21 protein-coding genes, 1 tRNA gene and 1 riboswitch are annotated in these 23,527 nt (G+C 65.7%); of the genes, 16 read left to right on the top strand and 6 right to left on the bottom strand.

From position 1 onward, the window contains the following. Positions 1 to 87 precede the first annotated feature (87 nt). On the bottom strand, positions 88 to 1,989 hold the full coding sequence (locus BMX43_RS12630) for a hypothetical protein (protein ID WP_091301938.1): 1,902 nt from the start codon (positions 1,987 to 1,989) through the stop codon (positions 88 to 90). 156 nt (positions 1,990 to 2,145) lie between these two features. On the opposite strand from BMX43_RS12630, the gene BMX43_RS12625 reads away from it, so the two are divergent. Continuing rightward, positions 2,146 to 3,099, top strand: a complete 954-nt coding sequence (locus BMX43_RS12625; protein ID WP_091301935.1) for a bifunctional helix-turn-helix transcriptional regulator/GNAT family N-acetyltransferase — start codon at positions 2,146 to 2,148, stop codon at positions 3,097 to 3,099. Between the two features lie 4 nt (positions 3,100 to 3,103). Here the strand turns inward: BMX43_RS12625 and BMX43_RS12620 are convergent, their stop codons facing one another. Next, a complete protein-coding gene (locus BMX43_RS12620) occupies positions 3,104 to 4,138 on the bottom strand; it encodes a lysine-2,3-aminomutase-like protein (RefSeq protein ID WP_091302199.1) in 1,035 nt (344 codons plus the stop codon). A 123-nt stretch (positions 4,139 to 4,261) separates the two neighbouring features. On the opposite strand from BMX43_RS12620, the gene BMX43_RS12615 reads away from it, so the two are divergent. Next, entirely contained in the window at positions 4,262 to 4,804 is a 543-nt protein-coding gene (locus BMX43_RS12615) for a heme NO-binding domain-containing protein (protein WP_091301933.1), read from the top strand. Further along, positions 4,804 to 6,132, top strand: a complete 1,329-nt coding sequence (locus BMX43_RS12610) for an ATP-binding protein (protein ID WP_091301930.1) — start codon at positions 4,804 to 4,806, stop codon at positions 6,130 to 6,132. Before BMX43_RS12615 ends, BMX43_RS12610 begins: the two co-directional genes overlap by 1 nt. A gap of 76 nt (positions 6,133 to 6,208) precedes the next feature. Here the strand turns inward: BMX43_RS12610 and BMX43_RS12605 are convergent, their stop codons facing one another. Further along, on the bottom strand, positions 6,209 to 7,765 hold the full coding sequence (locus BMX43_RS12605) for a 2-isopropylmalate synthase (RefSeq protein ID WP_091301928.1): 1,557 nt from the start codon (positions 7,763 to 7,765) through the stop codon (positions 6,209 to 6,211). A gap of 114 nt (positions 7,766 to 7,879) precedes the next feature. Between BMX43_RS12605 and BMX43_RS12600 the strand changes: the two genes are divergently transcribed. Continuing rightward, positions 7,880 to 9,538, top strand: a complete 1,659-nt coding sequence (locus tag BMX43_RS12600) for an NAD+ synthase (RefSeq protein ID WP_091301926.1) — start codon at positions 7,880 to 7,882, stop codon at positions 9,536 to 9,538. Then, positions 9,535 to 9,855: a YnfA family protein gene (locus tag BMX43_RS12595; RefSeq protein WP_091301924.1), complete on the top strand. Its 321-nt coding sequence runs from the start codon at positions 9,535 to 9,537 to the stop codon at positions 9,853 to 9,855. Before BMX43_RS12600 ends, BMX43_RS12595 begins: the two co-directional genes overlap by 4 nt. 71 nt (positions 9,856 to 9,926) lie before the next feature. On the opposite strand, the gene BMX43_RS12590 is transcribed toward BMX43_RS12595, so the two are convergent. After that, entirely contained in the window at positions 9,927 to 10,871 is a 945-nt protein-coding gene (locus tag BMX43_RS12590; RefSeq protein WP_091301921.1) for a 1-phosphofructokinase family hexose kinase, read from the bottom strand. A gap of 204 nt (positions 10,872 to 11,075) precedes the next feature. On the opposite strand from BMX43_RS12590, the gene wrbA reads away from it, so the two are divergent. Then, a complete protein-coding gene (gene wrbA / locus BMX43_RS12585) occupies positions 11,076 to 11,672 on the top strand; it encodes an NAD(P)H:quinone oxidoreductase (protein ID WP_091301919.1) in 597 nt (198 codons plus the stop codon). A gap of 49 nt (positions 11,673 to 11,721) precedes the next feature. Here the strand turns inward: wrbA and BMX43_RS12580 are convergent, their stop codons facing one another. Continuing rightward, positions 11,722 to 12,651, bottom strand: coding sequence for an MBL fold metallo-hydrolase (locus BMX43_RS12580; protein ID WP_091301917.1), 930 nt, complete (start codon positions 12,649 to 12,651; stop codon positions 11,722 to 11,724). A gap of 67 nt (positions 12,652 to 12,718) precedes the next feature. Beyond that, on the bottom strand, positions 12,719 to 13,129 hold the full coding sequence (locus tag BMX43_RS12575; RefSeq protein WP_091301915.1) for a metallopeptidase family protein: 411 nt from the start codon (positions 13,127 to 13,129) through the stop codon (positions 12,719 to 12,721). 96 nt (positions 13,130 to 13,225) lie between these two features. Here BMX43_RS12575 and gltX point away from each other — a divergent pair, with 96 nt between their 5' ends. The 10 genes from gltX to BMX43_RS19830 all read left to right on the top strand — a co-directional run bounded on the left by gltX (position 13,226) and on the right by BMX43_RS19830 (position 23,497). Continuing rightward, positions 13,226 to 14,551 carry a glutamate--tRNA ligase gene (gene gltX / locus BMX43_RS12570; RefSeq protein WP_091301914.1) on the top strand — a complete coding sequence of 442 codons (1,326 nt, stop codon included), beginning with the start codon at positions 13,226 to 13,228 and terminating at the stop codon, positions 14,549 to 14,551. Between the two features lie 113 nt (positions 14,552 to 14,664). Then, complete coding sequence (locus BMX43_RS12565; RefSeq protein ID WP_091301912.1) at positions 14,665 to 15,993, top strand: MATE family efflux transporter; 1,329 nt, start codon at positions 14,665 to 14,667, stop codon at positions 15,991 to 15,993. A gap of 78 nt (positions 15,994 to 16,071) precedes the next feature. Beyond that, a riboswitch (glycine riboswitch) is annotated at positions 16,072 to 16,174 on the top strand. Between the two features lie 204 nt (positions 16,175 to 16,378). Further along, the gene (gene gcvT / locus BMX43_RS12560) at positions 16,379 to 17,443 is read left to right on the top strand and encodes a glycine cleavage system aminomethyltransferase GcvT (RefSeq protein ID WP_483863934.1); all 1,065 of its coding nucleotides are present in this window, start codon (positions 16,379 to 16,381) and stop codon (positions 17,441 to 17,443) included. Between the two features lie 9 nt (positions 17,444 to 17,452). Next, positions 17,453 to 17,812, top strand: a complete 360-nt coding sequence (gene gcvH, locus BMX43_RS12555; protein WP_091301908.1) for a glycine cleavage system protein GcvH — start codon at positions 17,453 to 17,455, stop codon at positions 17,810 to 17,812. Positions 17,813 to 17,895: 83 nt separating this feature from the next. Beyond that, positions 17,896 to 20,736: an aminomethyl-transferring glycine dehydrogenase gene (gcvP, locus tag BMX43_RS12550; protein ID WP_091301906.1), complete on the top strand. Its 2,841-nt coding sequence runs from the start codon at positions 17,896 to 17,898 to the stop codon at positions 20,734 to 20,736. Between the two features lie 90 nt (positions 20,737 to 20,826). Continuing rightward, positions 20,827 to 21,522, top strand: a complete 696-nt coding sequence (locus tag BMX43_RS12545; protein ID WP_091301903.1) for an AzlC family ABC transporter permease — start codon at positions 20,827 to 20,829, stop codon at positions 21,520 to 21,522. After that, positions 21,519 to 21,839 (top strand): AzlD domain-containing protein, encoded by a 321-nt coding sequence (locus BMX43_RS12540; protein ID WP_091301902.1) that lies wholly within the window; start codon positions 21,519 to 21,521, stop codon positions 21,837 to 21,839. The genes BMX43_RS12545 and BMX43_RS12540 overlap by 4 nt, the downstream gene beginning before the upstream one ends. A 63-nt stretch (positions 21,840 to 21,902) precedes the next feature. Beyond that, the gene (locus BMX43_RS12535) at positions 21,903 to 22,349 is read left to right on the top strand and encodes a thioredoxin domain-containing protein (protein WP_091301900.1); all 447 of its coding nucleotides are present in this window, start codon (positions 21,903 to 21,905) and stop codon (positions 22,347 to 22,349) included. A gap of 185 nt (positions 22,350 to 22,534) precedes the next feature. Continuing rightward, positions 22,535 to 22,610: transfer RNA gene (locus BMX43_RS12530), tRNA-Ala, on the top strand. Between the two features lie 656 nt (positions 22,611 to 23,266). Then, positions 23,267 to 23,497, top strand: a complete 231-nt coding sequence (locus tag BMX43_RS19830) for a hypothetical protein (protein ID WP_217643964.1) — start codon at positions 23,267 to 23,269, stop codon at positions 23,495 to 23,497. The last annotated feature ends 30 nt before the right edge of the window (positions 23,498 to 23,527 follow it).

The raw sequence follows: 23,527 nt of genomic DNA, 5'->3' as shown, positions 1-23,527 counted from the left end.
CCGATGCGCGCGCTGGAAGCGATATGGAAACCCGTGTTCATGGGGCCGGACTATACGGAGGCGGCGGGAAAAGAAAAGCCAAAAAACTCACTCCCGATCCCGCTGCATGATCCCGGTGATCGCCGCCACGCCAAGGGCGCTGACAATCCAGCCGAACAGTTGCAGCCCCCATGTAAAGCCCCAGACAAGCGTTTTCGGCCACGAGGTCGTGGTCGAGGCCCATGCCGCATCCTGCCCCAACTCGATGATCGGCAGAAAAATATCCAGCGCATAGGCCCCGGCGTTGAACGTCTCGTAATGCGTGCCGCTGGGGCCGTTGGCCCAGACCACCGAAGGCGCCACCGGATCGGCCTTCATCGCGGCGTGCCATTCCGCCGACACCATCACAACATCCGAATCCGGCACGATCCCGCCCGCGCGCCAAGTGACGAAGTAGATCAGCATTGCCAGAAATGTGGCCCCCGTTGCCCAGATCAACGCGCGTTCCGGCAGATAGCCATATCCGACCAAGGCGCCGATGGTCTTGTTCCAGCACCGGGAGGACCAGGTTTTGATCCACTGGTTGCCAATATTGCTCTTAACAGTCTGCGCCAGACGTTGATCGTCCGCCTGACTGCGAGACCATAACTGTGCCAGTTGTGCCTTGTCCTCGCGGAACTGTGCCTCTCCCAACAATCGCTCACGCTCTGCCAACACCCGCCTCGCGGCTCGATTGTGGCCCATCTCACGCAGCACCTTGGCAAGTTGGGTGTAGGGTTGTGGAAAGAACTTGCCCTCGTAAGTCGAGAATCTGCCCAGCCATTTCAGCCGCGACTCAGCATCAACGGGTGCGCCTGAAATCCTGCCATAGGTGAAGCCATCGAGCATCGCGCTGCCTTTGGATTTCTCCCAACTCGCCACGTCGTCTGTCAGGCCGCCGAACTGAGCCGCCGCCAGGTAAATGTCCCCCGCCTCGATCTCGGCTTCACAGAGTATTACATCACCAGCTACACACAGACCCTGCGCATTGATTGCGAGTCCTCCATGTCCGTCGATATTCAGTCGTGTACATGATAGCTGCCCACCGATCACTGCCGCGTTCAAATCCAAGCTGCCGTAAAGTTGTGCCCTGTTGAGCAATAGGCTGCCCCCAATTTGAGCAGCCTGCGCGAAGATGGACTTCCCGGCGGGATCAGAATGAAGCCGGGTTTTGGTCGGCGTCAGGACGCGTATGGTGTTGTCCTCGTGTGTGACACTCCCTTCGTGGCGAATTGTTCTGGCTGCAACGCGCTGGTTTGTATTGTTCCTGCCAGATAGATTCTTTTCCTTCCTGTTCCCGAAAATCTTGGCTCCAGAGAAATCAACTTGGCCTGCAATCTCGGCAGCATTGATGTCCACAGACCCACTATGAATGTTCACACCTTGAAGGATCAGACTTCCTCCGATACTGATCCCCTGCGCATAAAATGCGCTCACATCATTCCAATCGACGTGGTCTACGTCAAAGTGAGCCTTGGTCAGACTTGCGTTGCCGCCGATCTGTGCCTTGGTCAGCGTGATGTTCCCTCGCACTTTCGCATTGCACAGCAAGAAATCGCTTGAGACTCTCAGGTTTGACGCTGACAAGCCGGGGAATATGCTGTCATTCATCGACAGCAAAGAAAGCGTTGAATGGTCGAAAACGGGCTTTTCCACAAAAAAGCACGCGTTCAACACCACCCTCCCGCGCCCTTGCACAAACCGCAAATCCAGCGTCCCAGTGATCCAAGCCCCTTCCATCCAGACCCCGGACTCATGCAGCCCACACCCCTCCGTCCCGCCCAAAATCAGCAGCCGCAGCAATTCCGCCCTTACCCGCCGTTCCGGGCTGTCCACCTCGGGGCGCGTGCCATCCCCCAGCACACACTGTTCCCCCGCCCGGCACGCCTCAACCAACTTCAGTTCCGCAGGCGTCGGGGCCTCATCCCCTTCCAGCGCCAGAAACTCCTGAACCGTCCTCAACCGCGCCATCCGAGCCCCCCCCGCATCCCGCAGTTGTGCCCGTCCTCCCCCCGTCGCGCAAGCCTCCCGCGTCCGCAGCGTCTGGCCCCATGGCTGGCGCACGCCCACCGACCATACCGCGCAGAAATCCGGTAGATTTTCTGTTTCATCCCGCTAGACTGTTGCATGATGCAACTGATTGGCCCGCCGATGACCCAGCCCTCTGCCACCCATATCGAACCGATCCGCGACGCCTCGCGTCAGGTGGTCCGCGCCCTGGGCTTCCTGCGGTCGGGGCTGGCGGGCACCGATCTGCCGGCCTCTGCCGTCCATGCCCTGCTGGAAATCGGCGCGCGGGGGCGTCTGACGGCGGGGGTTCTGGCAACGGTGCTGCAGCTTGACCGCTCGTCGGTCAGCCGGATGCTGCGGCGGCTGGTGGCCCGGGGCGATGTGCGCGAAGAACCGGGCGAGGCGGACGGGCGGCTGAAATGGCTGAGCCTGACCCCGCAGGGGCAGGACCGCTGCGCCGCCATCCACGCCTTTGGCCGGGCCCAGGTCGCCAGCGCGCTGGCCCGCCTGACCGAGGCCGAGGCGCTTCAGGTCCGCACCGGGCTTGGCCTTTACGCCACGGCCCTGACGGATGCGCCGCTGCCGCCTGCGGTCATCGAAACCGGCTATCTGCCCGGCGCGCTGGCCCGCTGCATCGAATTGCACGCCCGCCATTATGCCGCTTTTGCCGGTTTTGGCCGCCCGTTCGAGGCGGTTCTGGCCGCCGGTCTGGCCGATTTCGCCGGGCGGATGGATCGGCCCTGCAACCGGTTCTGGCGGGTGATGCGGCAGGACCGCGTGCTGGGCACCATCGCCATCGACGGTGAAGATCTTGGCCCCGGCATCGCCCATCTGCGCTGGTTCATCCTGGATGCCGAACTGCGCGGCGCCGGGCTGGGCCGCGCATTGGTGCAGCAGGCGCTGGCCTTCGCCGATGCCGCCGGTTACGGCGAAACCCATCTGTGGACCTTCCGGGGGCTCGATGCCGCGCGGCATCTGTATGAACAGGCCGGTTTCGTGCTGGCCGATGAAAAGCCGGGCAGCCAATGGGGGCGCGAGGTCATCGAACAGCAGTTCATCCGCCGCCGCTGAGGCCTCACCCCGGATCGCGGTAGCGATGCACCCCGCCTTGCCAATCCGTTACCAGATGTTCGCCCGCCGCGTCCCCCGGCGCCAGATAGTTCGGCCCGACCGGCACCTTGCCCGCGCCGCCCGGCAGGTCCAGCACATAGGTCGGCAGGCAGATCCCCGACAGCCGCCCGCGCAGCGCCGCCATCAGCGCCTGCCCCTCGGCCAGCGTGGTGCGGAAATGCCCGGTGCCCTTGGCCAGATCGCAGTGATGCAGGTAATAGGGCTTCACCCGCCGCGCGATCAGCCCGCGAAACAGCGCCTCCAGCACCTCCGCCCGGTCGTTCACCCCGCGCAGCAGCACGGTCTGCGCCAGCAGCGGCACCCCCGCCCGGCTCAGCCGCCGCAGCGCGTCCCCCGCCGCTTCGGTCAGCTCGTCGGGGTGGTTGCAATGCACCACCACATAGACCGCAGGCCGCACCTCCAGCGCCTCGATCAGCGCGGGCGTGATCCGCTCCGGCGCCACCACCGGCACGCGGGTATGAAAGCGCACCACCTGCACATGCGGGATCGCCGCGATCCGCGCCAGCAGCGCCGCGATGCGCCGGGGCGACAGCGACAGCGGGTCGCCCCCGGTCAGGATCACCTCCCAGATCTCGGGGTGCCGCGCCACATGGTCCAGCGCCTGCGCCAGATCGGCCTCGGGCAGGGCGCCATCGCTGCCCACCGTCTCGCGCCGGAAACAGAAGCGGCAATAGACCTCGCAGGTCTGCGTCGCCGCCAGAATCACCCGGTCGGGGTAGCGATGGGTCAGGCCGGGGGCCGGGCTGAAGGCATGGTCGCCAATCGGATCGGCCAGTTCCTCGGGCCGCACCACCAGCTCCTCCGCCCCCGGCACGAACTGCCGCGCGATCCCCTCGGCCCCCGCCACCGCCCGCATCTGCGGTGTCAGACGAATGCGAAACGTCTCTGCCACCTGCTCCAACGCCGCCTGCGCCTCGGGCGGGGCCAGCCCCTCGGCGATCAGTTGCGCAACGGTGGTGGTGGCATGGCTTTGGGTCACGGGCGGCTCCTGCGGCAAGCGCGTGGCGATAGACCAGATCGCCGCCGCTGAAAACCCGACGCCGCTAGCGCTTCCTTAACTTTCGCGTGCGAGATCTGGGTCAGACAGCAAAAGGGGGCAGGCATGAAGGGCATCGTTTTCGTCGAACTTCTGAAAATGGCCGAAGATCTGGTGGGGGAGGCGGCGGTGGATGCTGTGCTGGATGCCACACCCCTGTCCACCGGCGGCGCCTTCACGGCGGTCGGCGATTATCCCTGCTCCGATCTGGTGGCGCTGGTCAGCGCCTTCTCGCAGGCCACCACCGTGCCCGGCGCCGAATTGCAGCGCCAGTTCGGCCATTGGATGATGAACGCCTTCAAGACCTATTACCCCGGCTTTTTCGACAGCAAACCCGATGTGCTGGCCATGCTGGAGGCGATCGAGGGCGAGGTGCATGTCGAGGTGCGCAAGATCTATCCCAATGCCGAACTGCCCACCTTCGCCACCGAACGCCTCGCCCCCGATGCGCTGCGCATGGATTACAGCTCCACCCGCCCGCTGGTGCCCTTCTGTCAGGGGCTGATCGAAGGCTGCGTCGATCATTTCGGCACCCCGGCCAGCATCACCACCGCAGATCGCTCCACCCCCGATGCCGCGCGGGCCGAATTCACCATCCGCTACACCTGATGACCGCCATCCCCACCGATCCCGTCTCGCGCCGACGATACGACCGCGCGCTGCTGGCCCGAGAGGAGGCCGAACAACTGCTGGAACAGAAAAGCCGCGAATTGTTCGAGGCCAATCGCGCGCTGGAAGATCAGGCCCGCAATCTGGAAACCGAGGTGCGGCTGCGCACCGCTGATCTGGATCGCGCGCGCCAGCAGGCCGAGGCGGCGAATGCTGCCAAAAGCATGTTCCTCGCCAATATGAGCCACGAGATCCGCACGCCGCTGAATGGCGTGCTGGGCATGGCCGAACTGCTCGACGGCTTGCTGACCGATGCCGAACACCGGCACATGATCGCCACCATCCGCGATTCCGGTGAAATGCTGCTGCGGGTGCTGAACGACATTCTCGATCTCAGCAAGATCGACGCCGGCAAGCTGGAGCTGGAGGCGGTGCCCTTCCGCCCTGCCGACATCGTGGCGCGGGTCGAGGCGCTACATTCGCTGCGCGCGCAGGAAAAGGGCCTGTCCTTCGCCATTCTCGCCAGCGCCGATGCCGCGCGGCTGCGGCTGGGCGATCCGCATCGCATCGCGCAGATCCTGCACAACCTGCTGGGCAATGCCATCAAGTTCACCGAGACGGGCGAGATTCGCGTGCTGCTCACCTGTCCGGCCGGGCGGCCGATGCTCATTGACGTTATGGATACCGGCATCGGCATGACGCCGGACCAACTGGCGCGGATGTTCGAGGATTTTCAGCAGGCCGATGCCACGGTGACGCGGCGCTTTGGCGGCACCGGGCTGGGCATGTCCATCGTGAAGAAACTGGTCGAGATGATGCGGGGCGAGATTTCGGCCCTGTCGCAGCCCGGCTTTGGCACCCGCATCCGCATCACCCTGCCGCTGCCCGAAGCCGAGGAGGCGATGCTGACCACCCCGCCGCCCGAACCCGATCCACCGCCCGAAGATCTGGCCGGGCTGCGCATCCTCGCCGCCGATGACAATGCCACCAACCGCAAAATCCTCGCCGCGATGCTGGCGCGCAGCGGCGCCGGGGTGGCGCTGGTCGGCGACGGGCGCGAGGCGATCCTTGCTGCGGCGCGCGATGATTTCAACCTGCTGTTGCTCGACATCTCGATGCCAACCGTGGACGGCATCGCCGCCCTGCGCGCCATCCGCGCCGATCATGCGGCGCGGGGCCGGGCCATGCCGCCCGCCGTGGCGATCACCGCCAATGCGATGCGCCATCAGGTGGCCGAATATCTGGCCGCAGGCTTTGCCGATCACGTCAGCAAACCCTTCTCGCGCCAGCGCTTGCTGGAGGTGATCGCCCGCGTCACCCGCAATTGACCACCTTGCGTTGACCATCGGGGGCACCGATCCCTCGAAAACGGCCGGGGCCAGACCGGCCCCGCGCACCCCGGGATCAGGGCTTGGGCGCGGTCTCCACCGGGGCGGGCGTCGCTGCGGCAGGTGCGTCTGCCGCCGGGGGCGGATTCGCCGGGGCAGGGGCCTCAGCCGGGGCAGCCGCTGCTCCGGGGGCAGCCGGGGCCGGGGCGGCGGCCCCCTCCGGCACGGGCGGCGCTTCCACCAGAATCCCGTTCAGCCAGGTGCCCGCGCTTTCCTTGCCATCGGCATAGCGCAGCACCCCCGCGCCCTGCCGCTTGCCCGCCACGAACGCGCCCTCATACACATCGCCATTGGCATAGGTGGCGATGCCCTTGCCGGTCATCTCGCCCTTGTCCCATTGGCCGACATAGCGGAACCCGTCGCCCATCACGAACGCGCCCGTGCCCTGCCGCACCCCATCGACAAAATCGCCGGAATATGTGCTGCCATCGGGGTAGGTCGCCTTGCCCTTGCCGGTGCGCTTGCCCGCCGTCCAGGTGCCCTCATAGCGATAGCCGTCGGGCCGGGTCAGCACGCCTTGCCCCGTCGCCTCGCCATTCACGAAAGCGCCGTCATACACCGCACCATCGGCATAGCTGGCGCGGCCCTTGCCCTCGATCCGCCCCGCCACCCAAGTGCCCTCATAGCCCGCGCCGTCGCGATAGGTGATCTTGCCGCGCCCCTCGGGCAGATCGGCCTTGAACGCGCCCTCATAGACCGCGCCATCGGCATAGGTCAGCTTGCCCATGCCCTCCATCCGGCCCGCCACCCAGTCGCCGGTGTAAGCATAGCCATCCGGCGCCCGGAAGCTGCCCTTGCCCGCCCGCGCATCGCCGGCAAAGCCGCCCTCATAAACCGCACCGGTCTTGTAGGTCATCCGGCCCTGGCCCTGCCGCTCGCCGCCGACAAAGCCGCCCTCATACACATCGCCATTCGGCTGCGTCAGCTTGCCTTGCCCGTTGATCTGCCCCTCGGCCCAGTCGCCGTCATAGATCAGCCCGTCCGGCAGGGTCAGCTTGCCCTTGCCCGCCCGCAGCCCGGCCTTCATGCCGCCCTCATAGACCGTGCCGTCGGGATAGCGGAACACCCCCGCCCCCTCCTTCAGCCCGGCGACCCAGCCGCCCTCATACACCGCGCCACCCGGCGAGGTCAGCTTGCCCTGGCCCTGATGCACCGCCGCCTCGAACTGCCCGTCATAGACCGATCCATCCGCATAGCGCGCCACGCCATCGCCGGTGATCTGGCCATCCACCCAGTCGCCCTCATAGCTGCCGCCATCCGCATAGGTGATCTTGCCGCGCCCGTAAGGCTTGCCGCCCAGAAAATCCCCCTCATAGACCGATCCGTCAGGATAGCGCGCCACGCCCTGGCCGCGGATCTCGCCCGCCACCCATGCGCCGCTGTATTCATAGCCATTGGGCAGCCGGTAGGTGCCCGTGCCGTTCTGCACCCCGTCGCGGAACGTGCCCTCATAGACAGATCCGTCATCATACTGCTTGGTCACCACCGCGCCCGCGGTCTCCTGCGCCTGCGCACTGGCCACAAGCCCCGCCAGCGCCACCCCGATGACCGCCCGTCCCACCACCTTGCGCATGACCCAATCCCCCGCGACCCGCTGAAGCTTCTGCCTTTTCCTTGGCCGTCAGTCTGCTAGAAAGCAAGACAAATCCTCGGGACGCCGCTCCCGCCCCAGCCGGAGAGCCCGCCTATGGCAGACCGTTTCCGCCTCACCCTTGCGCAGCTCAACCCCACGGTGGGCGCCATCACCGCCAATGCCGCGCAGGCCCGCGAGGCCTGGGCACAGGCCAAGGCCGCAGGCGCCGACATGCTGGCGCTGACAGAGATGTTCATCACCGGCTACCAGACCCAGGATCTGATCCTGAAGCCGGTCTTCGTGCGCGAGGCCATCGCCGCCATCGAACAGCTTGCGCGCGATTGCGCCGACGGCCCGGCCATCGGCATCGGCGGCCCGGCGCTGTCGGGCCTGACGCTGCACAATGCCTATTACATCCTGCAAGGCGGGGCGATCACCGCCACGGTGCTGAAACACCATCTGCCCAACAGCGATGTCTTCGACGAAAAGCGCCTGTTTACGGCGGCCGAGGTGAACGGCCCCTACCGCGTCGGCCCAATCCGCATCGGCACCCCGATCTGCGAGGATGCCTGGCACCCCGATGTCACCGAAACCCTGGCCGAAACCGGGGCCGAGATCCTGCTGGTGCCCAATGGCTCGCCCTATCATCGCGGCAAGCCCGACCTGCGGCTGAACCTGATGGTGGCCCGCGTGGTCGAAACCGGGCTGCCGCTGGTCTATCTGAACATGGTCGGCGGGCAGGATGATCAGGTGTTCGACGGCTCGTCGATGGTGCTGAACCCCGGCGGGCAACTGGCGGTGCAGATGCCGCAATTCGATGCCTGCCTGACCCATGTCGATTTCACCCGCACCGCCGAAGGCTGGCGCGCCGAACCCGGCCTGATGGCCGAAATCCCGAAGATCTGGGAGGCGGATTACCGCGCCTGCGTCATGGGTCTGGCCGATTACATGGCGAAAACCGGCTTCACCAAGGTCGTGCTGGGCCTGTCGGGCGGGATTGATTCCGCCATCGTCGCCACCATCGCCGCCGATGCGCTGGGGCCGGACAACGTGCATTGCTTGATGCTGCCCTCGGCCTATACCTCCGAACATTCGCTGGAGGATGCGGGCGAGGTGGCGCGCAATCTTGGCTGCCGCCTTGATACCGTGCCGATCGGCGGCGCACAGGCGGCGGTGGGCGCGGCGCTGGCGCCGCTGTTTGCAGGCACCGAGCCCGGCATCACCGAAGAAAACATCCAGTCGCGCCTGCGCGGCGTCATGCTCATGGCGCTGTCCAACAAATTCGGCGCGATGCTGCTGACCACTGGCAACAAGTCCGAGGTCGCGGTGGGCTATTGCACCATCTATGGCGACATGAATGGCGGCTATAACCCGATCAAGGACATGTATAAAACCCGCGTCTTTGAAACCTGCCGCTGGCGCAACGACCATCACCGCCCGTGGATGAAGGGCCCCGCAGGTGCCGTGATCCCCGAACGCGTCATCACCAAACCCCCCACCGCCGAACTGCGCCCCAACCAGCGCGACGATGACAGCCTGCCGCCCTATGAGGTGCTGGATGCCATCCTCGAAGGGCTGGTCGATCACGAACTCTCGGTGGCCGATCTGGTCGCCAAGGGCTTTGATCGCGCCACGGTGAAGCGGGTGGAACACCTGCTCTACATCTCCGAATACAAGCGCTTCCAGTCCGCCCCCGGCACCCGCCTGACCCCGCGCGCCTTCTGGCTGGACCGCCGCTATCCCATCGCCAACCGTTTCCGCGACCCGTCGTGACGCTTGCGCTTTACGCCCTCGCCGCCGCCGCCGAAATCGCGGGCTGTTTCGCCGTCTGGATGTGGTGGCGGGCCGGGGCCTCGGCGCTCTGGCTGCTGCCGGGCGGGCTGTCGCTGGCCGCTTTCGCCTTCCTGCTGGCGCTGACCCCACCCGAGGCGGCGGGCCGCAGCTTTGCCGCCTATGGCGGCATCTATATCGTGGCCAGCCTGATCTGGATGTGGGCCGCCGAAGGGATGCGCCCCGACAGGTTTGATCTGCTGGGCGCCGCCCTCGCACTGGCCGGAACCGCCGTCATCCTGTTCGCGCCGCGCGGCTGAACCGTCCGACGCGGGCAGCACCGAAGGCCGACAGGGGGTGTACCGATGTCACCCCCCTGAAAGTGTTAATTTTACAGCGTTTCGACGTTAACCTGTGTTAACAGCCGGACCACATCCTCGGCATGGCACAACTCGGTTGCCGGGGTGATGCAGGCCGCCGCCGCTGCCGCCACACCCTGCGCCAATGCACAGTCGCGCGGTTCTCCCCTTGCCAGCGCCAGCACCAGCGCCCCCACGAACGTATCCCCTGCGCCGACCGCGCTGACCACCTCGACCCGGGGCGCCGCGCCGAACAGCCGCCCCGCGCCATCCGCCAGAACCGACCCTTCGGCCCCCCGCGCCACGATCACCCTCTGCGCCACGCCACGCGCCACCAGCCCCGCCGCGAAATCCGCAGCATCGCGCCGGTCGGCAAAGCGCCGCCCGGCCAGCTCCTCCGCCTCGGCATCATCCATCCGCAGCAGGGCAAGGCCGGGGATCGGCTGATCCACCACCGCATGAAGCGCCGGGCCTGACGTGTCCAGCACCAGCCGCGCGCCCTGCGGCAGCGCCGCCTGCACCGCCGCGGCAAAGCGGGCAGGCACGCCGGGCGGCTGGCTGCCGCTCATCACCACAAACGCGCCTTCCGGCACGGTTTGTCGCGTCATTTCAAGTAGATGATCTATATCCACCCGCGCCCATTCCGCGCCGGGCAGCACGAAACGGAACTGTTGTCCGCTGTTGGTTTCGGTCACCGCAAAGCTTTCGCGCGTCTCGCCCGGGGCCGCGATCGAGGTATGGGCGATGCCCTCGGCCTTCAGGGCCTGCGCCAGCCGCTGCCCGGTGGTGCCGCCCAGCGCCACCAGCGCCCGCGCCGTGCCGCCCAGAATGCGGATCGCGCGGGCCACATTGATGCCGCCGCCGCCCGGATCGACGCGCGGCGCCGTGCAGCGCAGCTTGGGGCCGGGGATCACCTCGGCGGTCTGGGTCGCAAGGTCCAGCGCGGGGTTCAGCGTCAGGGTCAGGATCGGGGTCATCGGGCACCTTTCGCAGGCAGAGTGCCAGAGCCCGCGCCATCCTGCAATGCGGGCGCTAACGCCGCATCGCCGCATTGTGCATGGCTGCACAAGTCATTCGCGCCGGTGCCGAATGGAACCGAATCCCCCCCAAGCCTAGTTTCCCCTCACAGGCCCCGGAACGGGCTGCATCCACTCCCACCCGCTGCGTTAGGAAAATCTCAAATGTCCGCTGTCAAACTCGCCGTCATCTTCTACTCCACCTACTCCACCAACTACGAAATGGCCAAACTCGCCGCCGAAGCCGCCACCGCCGCCGGTGCCGAAGTGCGCCTGCTGCGCGTCGCCGAAACCGCGCCCGAAGCGGTGGTGGCCAGCCAGGATGCCTGGAAGCAAACCGCTGAAAAGATTGCGGATCTTCCGGTAGCCACTGCGGCAGACATGGAATGGGCGGATGCCTATCTGTTCTCCAGCCCGACCCGCTTCGGTCAGGCCAGCTCGCAGATGCGCGCCTTCATCGACACGCTGGGCGGCGTGTGGTTCCAGGGTAAGCTGGCCAACAAGGCCGTGTCGGCGATGACCTCGGCGCAGAACCCGCATGGCGGGCAAGAGGCAACGATTCTGGGCCTTTACACCACGTTCATGCACTGGGGCTCGGTCATCGTGGCACCGGGCTTCACCGATGCGTCGATCTCTGCCGCAGGCGGCAACCCTTATGGCTACAGCCACACGCAGGGCAAAGAGTTCGGCGAGAACGAAAAGGCCGCGATCGGCCATCAGGCCAAGCGTCTGGTCGAAATGGCGGCCAAGCTGAAAGCCTGATCCGGCAACATGTTGAAAAGGGGCGGCTTTCGGGCCGCCCCTTTGCATTTCAACCCTCCAGCGCCATCTGATAGCTGGCCGGAACGAAGCGGAAGCCCGCCTCTTTCGGCTCCAGATACCCCAGCGCGGGGAAGGGCATGTGATAGCCGATGAAGGGCAGCCGGTCCGCCGCGATCATGCCCAGCACCTTGCCCCGCGTCGCCGCCGCCTGCGCCTTGTCCATGTCAAAGCGCACTTCCCAATCGGGGCGTTGCAGCGAAAAGACATAGTGGTTCACCGTGTCGGCGGTCAGAACCAAAGATTTCCCGGCACTTTCAATCATATAGGCCATATGGCCCGGGCTGTGCCCGAACGCTGCCAGCGCGGTGATGCCCGGCGCGACGGTTCCGCCATCGTCCAGCATCGCCATTTTTTCGTTCAGCGGCCTGACCTTGGCATCAAACCCCTCGTTCCCGGCGCCCGACCAGTGGTTGTGTTCAACCGCGCCGGTCACATAGCGGGCCTTGGCAAAAGTGGGTCCGGCATCCCCCGCAAGACCGCCGATATGATCGCCGTGCATATGGGTCAGCACCACCACATCCACCTGATCGGGGGTATAGCCCGCCGCCGCCAGCGCGCCGGTGATGCCTTCTGGCGCAAGGCCGGTATCGAACAGCACCAGCTCTGCGCCGGTGTTCACCAGCGTCGGGGTAAAGAAGTTTCGGGTCTTGTCGGCGGGTAGGAAATTGTCCTCCGCCAAGGACTTGAATTCTTCGGGCGTGGCGTTCAGGCCAAAGGTTTCCTGCGGTTTGTCGCTGACACGGGTGCCAGCCAACAGGGCCGTCACCTCGAAATCGCCCAGTTTGAAGCGATGGAACGGCGCCTGCGCGGCGCCCAGCATCCCGGCGGCAGCATGGGCCGCAGGGGCCAGAGCGCCCACGAAGGGCAGGCTTGCCCCGGCCAGAAAGGCGGTGCGGCGGGTCAGGCGGAAGTCGGTCATGGCGGCTCTCCCTCGGTTGATGTGACCAAAGGTAGCGCGGTTTTCGTGCCGCCCAATCACGGATGCGTCATTCCCACCACGGGTCGATCACGGCAATATCCTCGTCCGACCAGCCGAAATGATGGGCGAGTTCATGCACCATGACATGCGCCACCATCTCGCCCAGCGACACATCGCCCCGGTCCAGCCATTCATCCAGGATCGGGCGACGGAACAGCCAGATCACATCGGGGCCGGTCGGCTGATCCATCACCGATTTCTCGGTCAGCGGCGTGCCTTCGTAAAGCCCGGTCAGTTCGAACGGATCGGCGATCTCCATGGCATCCAGAATGTCCTGAGGCGCGAAATCCTCAACCCGCAGCACGACATGCGTGGCCGCCTTGCGCCACGGTTCGGGCAGGGCCATCACCGCCGCATGGGCAAGCTGTTCGATCAGGGCGAGGTCGGGCGCGATGGTGGCGGCAGAGGCATGGGTCATGCAGGCAGGATAGGCCAGCCCTGCACGCGGCGAAAGGGCGCGATATGGACAAAACGCCCGCCCCGTGCGACAGGTGCCGGGTTCAGGAGAATGCCCATGACCACCATTACCCGCTTCGCCCCCTCGCCGACCGGCTATATCCATGTCGGCAATCTGCGCACCGCGCTGATGAACTATCTGATCGCCCGCAAAAGCGGCGGCCAGTTCATCCTGCGGCTTGACGATACCGACCAGGAGCGCAGCAAGCAGGAATACGCGGATGGCATCATGCGCGATCTGGAATGGCTGGGCCTGCACTGGGACCGGATCGAAAAACAGTCGCTGCGGCTGGAGCGGTATCGTGAGGCAGCCGAGGATCTGAAGGCCAAGGCGCGGTTCTACGAATGCTTTGAAAGCCCGGTAGAGCTGGATCTGAAGCGCAAGAAGCAGCTGAACATGCACAAGCCGCCGGTCTATGACCGGGCCTCGCTGCATCTGTCGGACGATGAAAAGGCAAAGATGCGGGCCGAGGGGCGCGAGGGCTATTGGCGCTTTCTGCTGAACCAGACGCGGATCGAATGGGCGGATGGCATCATCGGCCCGGTGTCGATTGATGCGGCCAGCGTGTCCGATCCGGTGCTGATCCGCGCCGATGGGCAGGTGCTGTATACCTTCGCCAGTTCGGTGGATGACATCGACATGGGCGTGACGCATATCGTGCGCGGCGCCGACCATGTGACCAATACCGCGACGCAGATCCAGATCATGGAGGCCATGGGTGGCACGCCGCCCGCCTTTGCCCACCACTCGCTGCTGACCGGCGCGAAGGGGGAAGAGCTGTCGAAACGTCTGGGCACGCTGTCGCTGCGCGATCTGCGGGCGCGGGGGGTGGAACCTGCGGCGCTGCTGAGCCTGATGGCGCGGCTGGGGTCGTCGAAGCCGGTGGCGCTGGTCAGCGATCTGGACGAGCTGGCAGAGGGGTTCGAGGTGGGCAGTTTCGGCACCGCGCCGACCAAGTTTGACGCCGAAGACCTGTTCCCGCTGACCCGCGCCTATGTGCAGGGCCTGCCGCTGGATGCGGTGGCGGATCGCATCGCCGCACTGGGCGTGCCGGCCGACAAGGCGGCGGCGTTCTGGCGGGTGGCCAAGGACAATATCACCGTGCTGGACGATCTGGCCGGCTGGTGGGATCTGTTCCGCAACGGCGCCGAGCCGATGGTGGAGGATGAGGACCGCGAATTCATCGCGCAGGCGCTGGCGATGCTGCCGCCGCAGCCCTGGACGGAAAAGACCTGGGGCGAGTGGACGGCAGCGGTGAAAGAGGCGACGGGCCGCAAGGGCAAGGGGCTGTTCATGCCGCTGCGCAAGGCGCTGACCGGGCAGGCGCATGGGCCGGAAATGGCTGACGTGATGCCGCTGCTGCAGGTGGTGCGCGGGCTGTAAGGGCGGACGGGGGGCTGTCTGCCCCCCACGGGCCTGCGGCCCGCCCCCCGAGGATATTTGAACCAAGATGAAGGGGCGTTGGGACGCCCCTTTTGCTGTTTTGAACGGGTGTGATGGTGCAGGCGAAGTTTGTTGAAGGCAATCTGTTCCGCCATGTGGCGGTGATGTCGCTGACCTCCTCGGTCGGGCTGATGGCGATCTTCGTCGTCGATCTGATCAACATGGTCTATATCTCGTGGTTGCAGGACGAGGTGAAAACGGCGGCAATCGGCTATGCCGGGGCGGTGCTGTTCTTCACCACCGCCTTCGGAATCGGGCTGTCGGTCGGGGTGTCGGCGCTGGTGGCGCGGGCGATTGGCGGGCGCGACATGGCGCTGGCACGCGAACGGGCGACCGAGGGGCTGCTGCTGGGCGCTCTGTTCGGGGTGCTGTTTGCGGCGGTGGTCTGGCTGCTGCTGCCGGGGATCGTGAACCTGCTGGGGGCCGAGGGGCGCACGGCAGAGGAAACGCTGTGGTATTTGCGGCTGGTCACGCCCTCGCAGCCCTTGCTGATGATCGGGATGATTGGCGGCGGCATCCTGCGCAGCCATGGCGACGCGCGGCGGGCGATGATGGTGACGGTCTGGGGGGCGATTGCGCTGGCGGTGCTGGACCCGGTGCTGATCCTGTGGGCCGATCTGGGGCTGACCGGGGCGGCGCTGGCGGGCTGGGGCTCGCGCGCGGTGATCGCGGGCATGGCGCTGTGGCCGATCTGGAGGCATCGCGGCGGCTTTGTGCCGGTGAGCGGGCGCAGCCTGCGCGCGGGTGTGGCACCGCTGTTTGCCATTTCAGGTGCGGCGATCCTGACGCAACTGGCGACGCCGGTCGGGCAGGCGGTGATCACGCGGATGGTGGCGGGCTATGGCGAGGCGGCAGTGGCGGGCATGGCGATTGCCGGGCGGCTGACGCCGGTGGCTTTTGGCATGATCTTTGCGCTGTCGGGCGCCATCGGGCCGATCATCGGCCAGAACATGGGGGCGGGGCGGATGGACCGGGTGCGCCGCGGTTTCTGGGATGCGATCCTGTTTGCGGGGCTGGTGATTCTGGCCATGTCGGCGCTGCTGTTCCTGTGCCGGGGGCTGATCGCCGATCTGTTCCATGCGCAGGGGTTGACGCGTGATCTGGTCTATCTGTTCTGCGGGCCGCTGAGCCTGCTGTTCTTCTTCAACGCCTTGATCTTCGTGGCCAATGCGCTGTGCAACAACCTTGGGGCGGCCTTCCAGTCCACGCTGGTGAACTGGGGGCGGCATACGCTGGGCACGGTGCCGTTTGCGCTGTGGATGGCGATGTATTGGGGGCCGCAGGGCGTGTTGATCGGGCAGGCGGTGGGCGGGATCGTCTTCGGGATTCTGGCGGTTTTTCTGGCGTTGCGTGTGATTGACAGGCGGGCAGCGACATTCTGAATGTCGGTTTTACGTTGCATCCGGTCGGTTTCGCATTTTTCGCTTGCCAGCCTGCGCGGTGGCAGGCTAACCCTTGCCCCGTCAGGATCGGGAGAATCCGGCGGGGGTCCAACCCCTTGGCCGGTGCCGAAGGAGCAACCGCCCCGGTAAACTCTCAGGCGCAAGGGACCGTTCTGACAAGGAAGCTCTGGAGAGTGGCGTTCGCGCCCGCCGAAGGGATAACGATCTCAGGCGCCCGCAAGGGTAGGGACAGAGGGGGCATCGTGGGGCAGGGATTGGTCTGTCCATTCGGTGCCGGAGACGCATGACCGGCGGAAAGGGAGAGCGCGTGAGCGATCTGTTGCGCTTGGGTCTGCATGACCTGCATGTAGAGTTGGGGGGCAAGATGGTGCCCTTCGCCGGTTATGAAATGCCCGTGCAATACGGGCTGGGGGTGATGAAGGAACATCTTCACACCCGCGCCGCCGCTGGCCTGTTCGATGTCAGCCATATGGGGCAGGTGATCCTGCGGCCCAAGGGCACATATGAGGAGACCGCACGTGCCTTCGAGGCGCTGATGCCGGTCGATGTGCTGGGTCTGGCCGAGGGCCGCCAGCGCTATGGGCTGTTCACCAACGAGACGGGCGGTATTCTGGACGACCTGATGTTCGCCAACCGGGGCGATCATCTGTTCGTCGTGGTGAATGCGGCCTGCAAAGTGGCGGATGTGGCCCATATGGTGGCGCATCTGTCGGCCACGACCGAGGTGGTGGCGATCACCGACCGGGCGCTTCTGGCACTGCAGGGGCCGAAGGCCGAGGAGGCGCTGGCGCGGCTGGTGCCGCAGGTGATGGCGATGCGCTTCATGGATGTGGCGGTGGTCGATACGCTGTTCGGCGCGCTGTGGATTTCACGGTCTGGCTATACCGGCGAAGACGGGTTCGAGATTTCGGTGCCCGATGGGGGCGTTGAAGGGCTGGCCCGCGCGCTGCTGGCGATGGACGAGGTGGAGGCCATCGGGCTGGGCGCGCGTGACAGTCTGCGGCTGGAGGCGGGGCTGTGCCTTTATGGCCATGACATTGACGAAAGCACCAGCCCGGTCGAGGCGGGGCTGACCTGGGCGATCCAGAAGGCCCGGCGGGCCGGTGGCACGCGCGCGGGCGGCTTTCCGGGCGCGACGCGCATCCTGCACGAACTGGCCGAAGGGCCAGAGCGTCTGCGCGTGGGCCTGCGTCCCGAAGGCCGGGCGCCGATGCGCGAAGGGGTGGATCTGTTCGCGCCGGATGACACGCCGATCGGCCGCGTGACCTCGGGCGGGTTTGGCCCTTCGGTCGAGGCGCCGGTTGCGATGGGCTATGTCGCCCGCGCCCATGCCGAGATTGGCACCCCGCTGCAAGGCGAGGTGCGGGGCAAGAAGCTGCCGCTGACGGTGGCCGCCATGCCGTTCAACCCGACAACCTACAAACGCTGAGGCAAGACGATGAAATACACCCAGGAACATGAATGGCTGCGCGTCGAGGGCGATGTGGTGGTGGTGGGCATCACCGAACATGCGGCGACCCAGTTGGGCGACGTGGTGTTCGTCGAACTGCCCGAGCCGGAAACCATGGTCGCTTCGGGCGATGAGGTGGTGGTGATCGAAAGCGTCAAGGCGGCGTCGGACATCCTGGCTCCGGTCGATGGCGAGATCGTCGAGGTGAATGACAAGCTGGCCGACAACCCGGGGCTGGTGAACGAAGACCCGCTGGGCGCGGGCTGGTTCTTCAAGATGAAACTCGATGACCTGAGCGTGCTCGACGATTTCATGGATGAAGACGAGTACAATGAGCTGATCGGCTGAGCAGCCGATTTTTCTGCGAAAAATCGGGGGCAGGAATTTTCGCAGAAAATTCCTGCAGGCCCCGGTGCACGGGATGGGCTGCCATGCGTTTCACGCCGACCGACTATAACCCCTATGATTTCGCCAACCGCCGCCATATCGGCCCCTCGCCCTCGGAAATGGACGAGATGCTGAAGGCGGTAGGGGTGAAAAGCCTTGATCAACTGATCGAGGAGACGATCCCCGCCGCGATCCGGCAGGAGGAGCCGCTGGATTGGGCGCCGCTGGCCGAGCATGAGCTGCTGGCGAAGATGCGCGCCGTGGCTGCGAAGAACCGCGTGATGACCAGCCTGATCGGACAAGGCTATTACGGGACGGTCACGCCGCCCGCGATCCAGCGCAACATTCTGGAAAACCCGGCCTGGTATACAGCCTACACGCCCTATCAGCCGGAAATCGCGCAAGGCCGGCTGGAGGCGCTGCTGAACTATCAGACCATGGTGGCCGATCTGACCGGCCTGCCGGTGGCCAATGCCAGCCTGCTGGACGAGGCGACGGCGGCGGCCGAGGCGATGACCATGGCCGAGCGCAGCGCGAAATCCAAGGCGCGGGCGTTCTTCGTGGACCGCAACTGCCATCCGCAGACGGTGGAGGTGATCCGCACCCGCGCCCTGCCGCTGGGCATCGAGGTGATCGTTGGGTCGCCGAAAGAGCTGATCCCTGGCGAGGTGTTCGGTGCGATCTTCCAGTATCCGGGCACCTATGGTCATGTGACGGATTTCGCCGATGCGATCGACGCGCTGCACGAGGCCAAGGCGATTGCCGTGGTGGCGACGGATCTTCTGGCGCTGTGTCTGCTGAAATCGCCGGGCGAGATGGGGGCGGATATCGCCGTGGGGTCGGCGCAGCGCTTTGGTGTGCCGATGGGCTATGGCGGGCCGCATGCGGCCTTCATGTCGTGCCGCGACGATCTGAAACGGTCGATGCCGGGGCGGATTGTCGGGGTGTCCATCGACGCGCGGGGCAACAAGGCGTATCGCCTGTCGTTGCAGACGCGCGAGCAGCATATCCGGCGCGAAAAGGCCACCTCCAACGTCTGCACGGCGCAGGCATTGCTGGCGGTGATGGCCAGCTTCTATGCCGTGTTCCACGGGCCGAACGGCTTGCGGGCGATTGCGGAGCGGGTGCATTTCAACACCGTCCGCGTGGCCGAGGCGCTGCGGGCGGCGGGGGCGAAGGTGGCTCCCGGGGCGTTCTTTGACACGATCACCGTCGAGGTGGGGGTGGGCCAGCAAGGCATCATGGCGGCGGCGCGGCATCGCGGCATCAACCTGCGCAAGGTGGGCCGCGACCGGGTGGGCATCAGCTTGGACGAAACGACGGGCGAAGATGTGATCACGCGGCTGCTGGATGCCTTTGGCATCCACGAGGCGGCGCCAATGTCGGGCGATCTGGGCTTCCCCGAAGCGATGCTGCGGCAGACGCCCTATCTCACCCATCCGGTGTTCCACATGAACCGCGCGGAATCCGAGATGATGCGCTACATGCGCCGCCTGTCGGACCGCGATCTGGCGCTGGACCGGGCGATGATCCCGCTGGGGTCTTGCACCATGAAGCTGAACGCGGCGGCCGAGATGATGCCGATCACCTGGCCGGAATTCGGCTCTCTGCATCCCTTCGCGCCCGCCAATCAGGCCGAAGGCTATGCCGAGGCGATTGCCGATCTGTCGGAAAAGCTGTGCACGATCACCGGCTATGACGCGATGTCGATGCAGCCCAACAGCGGCGCGCAGGGCGAATATGCGGGGCTGCTGACGATTCAGGCCTATCACCGCGCGCGGGGCGAGGGGCATCGGTCTGTCTGTCTGATCCCGGTCAGCGCCCATGGCACCAACCCGGCTTCGGCGCAGATGGCGGGGATGAAGGTTGTGGTGGTGAAATCCTCGCCCAATGGCGACGTGGATGTGGAGGATTTCCGCGAGAAGGCAGCGGCGGCGGGCGACACACTGGCGGCCTGCATGATCACCTATCCCAGCACCCACGGCGTGTTCGAGGAAACCGTGCGCGAGATCTGCGCGATCACCCATCAGTATGGCGGGCAGGTCTATATCGACGGCGCGAACATGAACGCCATGGTCGGGCTGGTGAAGCCGGGCGAGATTGGCGGCGATGTCAGCCACCTGAACCTGCACAAGACCTTCGCCATTCCGCATGGCGGTGGGGGCCCCGGCATGGGGCCGATTGGCGTGAAGGCGCATCTGGCGCCCTATCTGCCGGGGCATCCTGAAACGGGTGGCTCCGAAGGGCCGGTGAGTGCGGCGCCTTATGGCAGCGCCTCGATCCTGCTGATTTCCTGGGCCTATTGCCTGATGATGGGGGGCGAGGGGCTGACACAGGCGACGCGCGTGGCGATCCTGAACGCCAATTACATCGCGGCCCGGCTGCGCGGCGCCTATCCGGTGCTGTTCATGGGCAACCGCGGTCGCGTGGCGCATGAATGTATCCTCGACACGCGGCCCTTCGCCGAAGCCGGTGTGACGGTGGATGACATCGCCAAGCGCCTGATCGACAACGGTTTCCATGCGCCGACGATGAGCTGGCCGGTGGCAGGCACGCTGATGGTGGAACCGACCGAAAGCGAGACCAAGGCCGAGATCGACCGTTTCATCACGGCCCTTCTGGCCATCCGCGCCGAGATCAAGGCGGTAGAGGCGGGCGAGATTGCCGCCGAAGACAGCCCGCTGCGCCACGCCCCCCATACGGTGGAAGATCTGGTGGCGGACTGGACGCGCAAATATCCGCGCGAACAGGGGTGCTTCCCGCCGGGCGCTTTCCGGGTGGACAAATACTGGCCGCCCGTCGGGCGGGTGGATAACGTCTATGGCGACCGCAACCTGATCTGCATTTGCCCGCCGGTCGAAAGCTATGCCGAGGCGGCAGAATGACAGAGGGGGGGGGGCGCCTGCGGGCGCCCCTGCCATTTGTATGCCTGCATATGGATTGACCGGGCCTGCGCCGCGCGTTAGCACCCCGCCATGCCACAGTCACGCCCCCCTTTTCTGGACGGAATCCTTGCCGCGCTGCCGATTGCGCTTGGCTATTTTCCCATCGCGTTTTCCTTCGGCGTGGGGGCGACCCATGCCGGGTTGAGCGCGGGCGAGGCGATGGTGTTTTCGGTCATCATCTATTCGGGGGCGGCGCAGTTTCTGGCGGTGGCGCTGGTGGCGGGCGGGGCGCCGTTGCTGGTGGCGGCCTTCACGCTGATCGCCATGGGGCTGCGCCATCTGATCTATGGACCGGCGCTGCTGAAGCTGGCGGGGCAGGGGGCCAGCACGCGGCGCGCCTGGGTCTGGGCCTTTGGCCTGACGGACGAGGTGTTCGGCGCGGCGCTGGGTGAAATGGCCCGTGGCAGGGCGCGGTTTTCCGAGCCGTTCATGCTCGGCCTGGGTCTTGGCGCCTATGCGGCCTGGGTCTCGGGCACGTTGGCGGGGGCCTTGGCCGGGGGTGGCGCGCTGGCGGGCTATCCTGCGGTGGAGGCGGGGCTGGGCTTCATGCTCACCGCCTTGTTTCTGGCGTTGCTGCTGTCGATCCTGACGCGGGCGCACCTGCCGGTGATCGCGGTGGCGGGCGCGGTGACGGTGGCTGTGACCCTGGCCGGATCGGCCACCACCGGGATTCTGGCGGGGATGATCGCGGGCGCACTGTCCGGGCTGGCGCGGAGGGCGCGATGAGGGCCGACGTTGTGGCGCTGGCGCTCATGGTCGGTGCGGCGACCTGGGCCTTCCGGTATCTGCCGCTGCGCTTCGATCTTTCGGGGCTGGCGCCGCACGGCTGGCTGTCGCGCCTGCTGGCGGCCACCGGGCCTGCCGCAATTGCCACGCTGTTTGTGGCCTCGGTCCTGCCGCTGTTGCGCGGGCCACTGATGGATCAGGGCCCGCTGTGGATCGGCTGTGCAGCGGTGCTGGGGCTGTGGGTCTGGCAGCGCTCGGTCGTGCTGGCAACCTTGGGCGGGGCGCTGGCCTACGGGATCGCCTTCGCGGGGATCTAGCCCCTTGCGGCGCGGCGCTTACATCCCAATATATTCGCGTAACAGAATGTGTTGGAGGGTGCGATGAGCGATGCCGTGAAACTGACCTGCGCGACTTGTGGCCAGATGAACCGCGTGCCCCGCGCGCGACTGGCCGAGGCGCCGAAATGCGGATCCTGCGGTGAGCCGCTGCTGGATGGCCGGGTGCATGAGTTGGACGGGCCGGGCCATGACAAGGCCATACGCGGTGACGAATTGCCGCTGCTGGTGGATTACTGGGCGCCCTGGTGCGGCCCCTGCCGGATGATGGCACCGGAATTTTCCAAAGCGGCCAAGGCTTTGGCGCCCCAGGCACGCTTGGCCAAGCTGAACACGCAAGATCACCCCGACATCGCCGGGCGTGCCCGGATTCAAGGTATCCCGGCGTTGGTGCTCTATCATCGTGGCCGCGAAGTGGCCCGGCTGGCTGGTGCCCGCCCCGCCGCCGACATCATTGCGTTCGTGCGCCAGAACGCCCCGGCCTCTGTCTGAGCCGTTCAAGGGCGCGGTCTGTGCGCTGCCCCATTCACGCCCACCATCGTTCGCGGTGGTGGGCGTGAATCCTTGTTAGTCTGCAGGTACTTGCGCGCTGCTTCCGCTTCACCATCCGCCTTGCGCAAAAACGTCGAGCACCCTTGACAATCCCACCGCCATCGGCGAAACAGCCGTCAGGTCGAGGGGCAGTAGCTCAGTTGGGAGAGCGCGTCGTTCGCAATGACGAGGTCAGGGGTTCGATCCCCCTCTGCTCCACCAGACCTGACACGTAAGTTAATGATATTTCAGAAAAATGGGCGGCTCTTGGATTTTTAGTCCCCCATCTCTTCCCCCATTCAGGCATCGCACGTTGTATGCATTGTTTAGTGAAACGCTTGTGTCACGCTGCGTTTTAGGGCGAACTTGCACTACCCCTTCCTGACAAAGCTATGTCTGCTGTGAATGATGCTTCACGGTTGCGTTGCGCGGTGGCGTCAGGGCAAAGGTCAAGTGTTGGGGGCGTCCGAAACCGGGCCTGCCCATTTGCGAACAGGGCCGCGCTTCGCCGGGGCCCGAAAAAGACGGGACAAGGCGCGGGACGAGATCGAGGCCGCCAACGCCGTGGAACCCAACTTTTCGCCTAGGTTGTTTCGTCTGGCGAACAAGGAAGGGCGGTTATGACAGTGGAACTTTTCGAGTCGAGAGAGGCAAGACCTTACCTACTGGTCGAGCGCAAATGAACTAGGGTCTGTTTATGTTTGAGGATTCCCAAATCGGCCTCTGTCTGATTCAAGCTTGCCAACAGGGGAGGCAAGCTTGATCCGCACCGTTCTGACCGACACTCAGTGGGCTGCCATCGCTCCGCATTGTCTTGGCCGGGAGTGCGATCCCGGGCGCACCGGCCCCGATCCACGGCTGTTCGTCGAAGCGGTTCTTTGGATCGCGCGCGCTGGCTGGCCACCATCGTCCTGCCGGTGGCGGTCAAGCTTGGACACGAGAATAATGATCTGGTCGTCGTCAATCTCACGCAAGAAGCTCAGCAGCCGGTAATCCTCCCCTGGCCCGCGCCGCCCGAGGCCGAGGAGGTGATCCATCCCGCCCCGATCCATGTCACCGAAGACGGCCCGGTGGCTCTGCCCAGCTATACCCCGGAGGTGGTCGCATGATCGACTGGACCCTGATGAAATCCCCCGAAA

The organism is Gemmobacter aquatilis, assembly GCF_900110025.1.
Classification (GTDB): domain Bacteria; phylum Pseudomonadota; class Alphaproteobacteria; order Rhodobacterales; family Rhodobacteraceae; genus Gemmobacter; species Gemmobacter aquatilis.
The sequence above is the reverse complement of the archived record's forward strand: the minus strand, read 5'-3'. Positions and strand labels throughout refer to the sequence as shown.

Coding starts and splice junctions, on each gene's coding strand:
- BMX43_RS12540 (WP_091301902.1), top strand. CDS start 21,519: ATGAGGGCCGACGTTGTGGCGCTGGCGCTCATGGTCGGTGCGGCGACC.
- gcvH (WP_091301908.1), top strand. CDS start 17,453: ATGAAATACACCCAGGAACATGAATGGCTGCGCGTCGAGGGCGATGTG.
- BMX43_RS12565 (WP_091301912.1), top strand. CDS start 14,665: ATGGTGCAGGCGAAGTTTGTTGAAGGCAATCTGTTCCGCCATGTGGCG.
- BMX43_RS12575 (WP_091301915.1), bottom strand. CDS start 13,129: ATGACCCATGCCTCTGCCGCCACCATCGCGCCCGACCTCGCCCTGATC.
- BMX43_RS12600 (WP_091301926.1), top strand. CDS start 7,880: ATGGCAGACCGTTTCCGCCTCACCCTTGCGCAGCTCAACCCCACGGTG.
- BMX43_RS12580 (WP_091301917.1), bottom strand. CDS start 12,651: ATGACCGACTTCCGCCTGACCCGCCGCACCGCCTTTCTGGCCGGGGCA.
- gcvP (WP_091301906.1), top strand. CDS start 17,896: ATGCGTTTCACGCCGACCGACTATAACCCCTATGATTTCGCCAACCGC.
- BMX43_RS12630 (WP_091301938.1), bottom strand. CDS start 1,989: ATGGCGCGGTTGAGGACGGTTCAGGAGTTTCTGGCGCTGGAAGGGGAT.
- BMX43_RS12590 (WP_091301921.1), bottom strand. CDS start 10,871: ATGACCCCGATCCTGACCCTGACGCTGAACCCCGCGCTGGACCTTGCG.
- BMX43_RS12605 (WP_091301928.1), bottom strand. CDS start 7,765: ATGCGCAAGGTGGTGGGACGGGCGGTCATCGGGGTGGCGCTGGCGGGG.
- BMX43_RS12615 (WP_091301933.1), top strand. CDS start 4,262: ATGAAGGGCATCGTTTTCGTCGAACTTCTGAAAATGGCCGAAGATCTG.
- BMX43_RS12535 (WP_091301900.1), top strand. CDS start 21,903: ATGAGCGATGCCGTGAAACTGACCTGCGCGACTTGTGGCCAGATGAAC.
- wrbA (WP_091301919.1), top strand. CDS start 11,076: ATGTCCGCTGTCAAACTCGCCGTCATCTTCTACTCCACCTACTCCACC.
- BMX43_RS12625 (WP_091301935.1), top strand. CDS start 2,146: ATGATGCAACTGATTGGCCCGCCGATGACCCAGCCCTCTGCCACCCAT.
- BMX43_RS12545 (WP_091301903.1), top strand. CDS start 20,827: ATGCCACAGTCACGCCCCCCTTTTCTGGACGGAATCCTTGCCGCGCTG.
- gltX (WP_091301914.1), top strand. CDS start 13,226: ATGACCACCATTACCCGCTTCGCCCCCTCGCCGACCGGCTATATCCAT.
- BMX43_RS12610 (WP_091301930.1), top strand. CDS start 4,804: ATGACCGCCATCCCCACCGATCCCGTCTCGCGCCGACGATACGACCGC.
- gcvT (WP_483863934.1), top strand. CDS start 16,379: ATGGTGCCCTTCGCCGGTTATGAAATGCCCGTGCAATACGGGCTGGGG.